The following is a 4,226-nucleotide window of genomic DNA, read 5'->3' on the forward strand; positions in this document are numbered from 1 at the left end:
CGGGGATGGGACCACCCCTGCGGGCGGGTCGGGGCTGCACATCTTCACCGGCACCACGCACGATGACGTGCTGGTGGGTACGCAGGCCGCCGACACCCTCCTCGGGCTGTCCGGCGACGACAACATCCTCGCCGGTGACGGGGCGGACGTGGTCCGGGGCGGCGAAGGGAACGACTTCGTCGATGCCGGCGGCGGCCGGGACGTGGTCTTCGGCGGGGCCGGCAACGACGACATCCTCGCCGGCGGCGGTGACGACATGGTCTACGGCGACAACGGCGCGGACCGCATCCTTGCGGGAGCCGGCAACGACCTGGTGACGGCCGGGGCCGGCAACGACACGGTGGTCGGCGGCGACGGCAACGACCTCTTCGTGGCCGAGATCGGGGATGCGAGCGACAGCTACTGGGGCGACGAGGTCGGGGGAGGCACCGGCATCGACACGCTCGACATGTCGGCCATCACCGCCAGCATCACGGCCGACCTCGGCACCGGGCTCGCCGGACGCGGGAGCGTCGCCAGCGGCCAATCGGGGGCGGACACCCTCTGGGGCGTCGAGAACATCGTCACCGGGTCCGGCGACGACACCATCACGGCCAGCGACGCCGTGAACGTGATGGACGGTGGCCTCGGTGCCGACGTCTACCGCTTCCTCTCGGCGGCGGCGGCGAACGGCGACACCATCGCGAGCTTCCAGCCCGGCGACAAGGTCGACCTCAGCGGCATCGACGCGAACCAGGGGCTGGCCGGCGATCAGGCCTTCACGCTCGCCTCTGGGGCGGCCTTCACCGGTGTCGGTCAGTTGCTGGTCACCCAGGAACACCGGGCGGACGGGGACTACACCGTCGTGGAAGGCAACACGGGCGGCGATGCGGCCCCCGAGTTCAAACTCAGCATCAAGGGAGCCCCGGCCGCGACGGCCGCGGACTTCGCCCTCTGACAACGGCGGGGGCTCGCAAAGGGCCCCCGTCGGTACCGCCGCGCTCATGGGGGGATTGAGACATGCGCTCCAGGGATCAGAAGCAGCTTGCCAGGAAGAGAAGCACCGAGGCGCTGACCCGGCATTTCGGGATGCCGTTCGTGTTCCTCGTCGCGATGTCGGGGATCATCAACATCCTCGCGCTGACCGGGTCGTTCTACATGCTCCAGGTCTACGACCGGGCGCTCCCGAGCGGCAGCCTGCCGACCCTCGTCGGGCTCTCGACGCTCGCCATCGGCCTCTACGTCTTCCAGGGCGTGTTCGACGTCCTGCGCCAGCAGATCCTCGTCCGGATCGGTGCGCAACTCGACCGCCGGATCGCGCCCCTGGCGCAGCGTGTCTCCATCGACATGCCGCGCTTCGGCTTCTCAACCGCCGAGGCGATGGAGCGCAGCCGCGACGTCGACACGGTCCGCGGCTTCCTCGGAAGCCCGGGCCTCGTGGCGCTCTTCGACCTGCCCTGGACGCCCGTCTTCCTCGTCTTCGTCTACATGCTCCATCCCTACCTCGGTGGCCTGACCATCGCGGGCGCCGTCCTCCTCACCTTCATCACCATCGTCACCGAACTGCTGACCCGGCGGTGGACGGGGGCGACCCAGCAGGCCGTGGTGGCCCGCAACGCCATCGCCGACTCGAACGCCCGCAACGCCGACGTCCTGAAGGCGATGGGTTTCGCGGAGCGGGCCGTCGACCGGTACCGCCGCGCCAACAACGAGCACCTGGAACTCCAGACGCGGACGACGGACATCACCGGGACCTTCGCGGCCATCTCCCGCGTCCTGCGCATGATCCTGCAATCGGCGGTGCTGGGGCTCGGGGCCTACCTCGTCATCGGCGGCGAGCTCTCGGCCGGATCCATCATCGCGGCCTCCATCACCTCGGCCCGCGCCCTGGCCCCCATCGACCAGACCGTGGGCAACTGGAAGGGCATCGCCGTGGCCCGCAGGGCCTTCGGGCGGCTCTCCGAAACCCTCGTGGCCCTGTCCGGCGTCGACCGCCCGATGCCGCTGCCGATGCCGCAAACGTCCCTCCGCGTCGGGTCGGTCACGGTAGCGGCGCCCGGCTCGGGCCGGGTCCTGCTGTCGGACGTCAACTTCGAGCTCCAGGCGGGCCAGACCCTCGGCGTCATCGGCCCGAGCGGGGGCGGCAAGACGACCCTGAGCCGCGCGCTCACGGGCATCTGGCCGATCCTGCGCGGCGGCATCCGGCTCGACGGAGCCGACCTGTCGCAATGGGACGAGGACAGCCTCGGCCGCATCATCGGGTACCTGCCCCAGGAGGTCTGCCTGATGGACGCGACGGTCGAGGAGAACATCTCCCGCCTGTCGCAGGATGCCGACCCGTCCCTGGTCGTCGCCGCCGCCCGCGCCGCCGGTGTCCACGAGATGATCCTGCGGCTGCCGGAGGGCTACCGGACCGAGCTCGGTCCGTTCGGGACCGCCCTGTCCGGCGGCCAGCGCCAGCGCATCGCCCTCGCGCGGGCACTGTACGGCAATCCGTTCCTGCTGGTGCTTGACGAGCCGAACTCCAACCTCGACGGCGAGGGCGAGGCGGCTCTGGCCGCCGCCATCCAGGGCGTGCGCGCCCGCGGAGGCATCGCGATCGTGATCGCGCACCGGCCGAGCGTGCTGGCGGCGGTGGACACGATCGCGGTCATCCAGGACGGGAAGCTGACCGCCTTTGGACCCAAGGAAGCCATCCTCGGCAAGGCCGTGCGCGACGCATCGGCCGGCGCCGATCCCGCAAAGATCGCGAGGGAGCGCTCCAGCATGGAGCGGATGCCGGCATGATGATCGAGACGAAGGGCACCAAGTCCGGCGACACCTCCCAGACCGGCGCGCGGACATACGCCCCGAAGGAACCCGCCAAGGCGTCGGGCACGCCGTACTACCTGGCCCTGGCCGTCGCGGCCGTGGCCGGATACCTCAAGTCGCTCTTCCACGACCCGGTGCGGGCCGCGTCCGAGGTCGAGGGCGAGACGCAGGTGCAGGCCGCCCCGCCCAAGCTTGTCGTGCTGGCATCCGCCGAGCCCGTGTCGGACGATGCCCGGCCCGAGGCCCGCATCACCGGATCCGCGGCGCCGGTCCCGCAGGCGGAGGCGCCGGCCTCGGAATACGACGCCCCGGATTTTCTCCGTCACAGGGGCTTTCAGTTCGCCAAGCCCGACCCGCACCCGAACCTGAACGACTTCAAGGCGTCCCCGGTCGTGCCCAGGCCGCTGAACGACAACGGGGGCGCCGCAAAGGCCGGGGGCGGCGGACATGGCGGCGGCGGCGGAGGGCACGACCGAGCGTCCGACAAGCCGTCGGGCGACGCACCGTCGGGCGACGAGGCACCCCACCCGATGAAGCCGCCCGTCGACGCGGGCACTCCGGTCGACGGCCCGATCCAGGGCGCCGTCGTCGACACCGACGCTCCCCGTGACCCGGCGGGGGCGCCCGGCGGAGGAACGACGTCCGGCGACGGGCCCGGCGATCCGGGCGGCGATGATGCGCTGCCCCCCCGGGACCGGACGCCGACCGGGAGCGGAGAGCCGGATGGACGCCGCAACCGCGCGCCGGTCTCGTCGGGGCCCGTGCACCTGGCCGACACGACGGGCTGCGCCCTTCTCGCCATCGCGTTGAACGACCTTCTCCGCACCGTCCAGGATCCCGACGGAGACGCCCTGTCGGTGCGCAACCTGACGGTTTCGTCCGGGGTCCTGACCCGTGACGGGGACGGCTGGCTCTTCGACGGTGACGCGCCCGGCCCCGTCACCATCACCTACGAGGTGACGGACGGCGCGCTCTCCATCGCCCAGACGGCGATCTTCGCGGTCGTGGACCGCAACGCGGTGACCGGCTCGGACGGCGACGACATCATCCTCGGCACCCTCTGCGCCGATGCGATCGACGGCGGCGGCGGCGCCGACATCATCGACGCCCGGGCAGGCTCCGACATCGTCGACGGCGGACCCGGCGACGATCACATCGTTGGGGGAGACGGGGACGATACCATCCTGGGCGGCGCGGGCGACGACGTGATCTTCGCCGGTGCGGGCGCGGACGTCGTCTCCGGCGGGACCGGCAACGACCGCATCTTCGGTGAAGACGGCGACGACATCCTCTCCGGCGACGCTGGCGACGACCTCATCGACGGGGGAGAGGGCAACGACATCCTGCTCGGCTCGACCGGAAGCGACACGCTCTTCGGCGATGCCGGCAACGACCGAATCGATGCCGGTGACGGGAGCGATCTGGTGCTCGGCGGC

At 71.4% G+C, this 4,226-nt stretch carries 3 protein-coding genes; all 3 read left to right on the forward strand.

The features are described from left to right. Positions 1 to 937 (forward strand): calcium-binding protein (locus tag K2X24_RS08550; protein ID WP_292496776.1); only part of this gene is annotated, 937 nt, incomplete at its 5' end. A gap of 62 nt (positions 938 to 999) precedes the next feature. Beyond that, entirely contained in the window at positions 1,000 to 2,766 is a 1,767-nt protein-coding gene (locus K2X24_RS08555; protein WP_292496779.1) for a type I secretion system permease/ATPase, read from the forward strand. After that, positions 2,763 to 4,226, forward strand: a 1,464-nt coding sequence (locus tag K2X24_RS08560) for a cadherin-like domain-containing protein (RefSeq protein ID WP_292496780.1), incomplete at its 3' end; no start/stop codon positions are given. The genes K2X24_RS08555 and K2X24_RS08560, both read left to right, overlap by 4 nt.

This window comes from Methylobacterium sp., from assembly GCF_019750675.1.
GTDB lineage: Bacteria > Pseudomonadota > Alphaproteobacteria > Rhizobiales > Beijerinckiaceae > Methylobacterium.

Coding starts and splice junctions, on each gene's coding strand:
- K2X24_RS08555 (WP_292496779.1), top strand. CDS start 1,000: ATGCGCTCCAGGGATCAGAAGCAGCTTGCCAGGAAGAGAAGCACCGAG.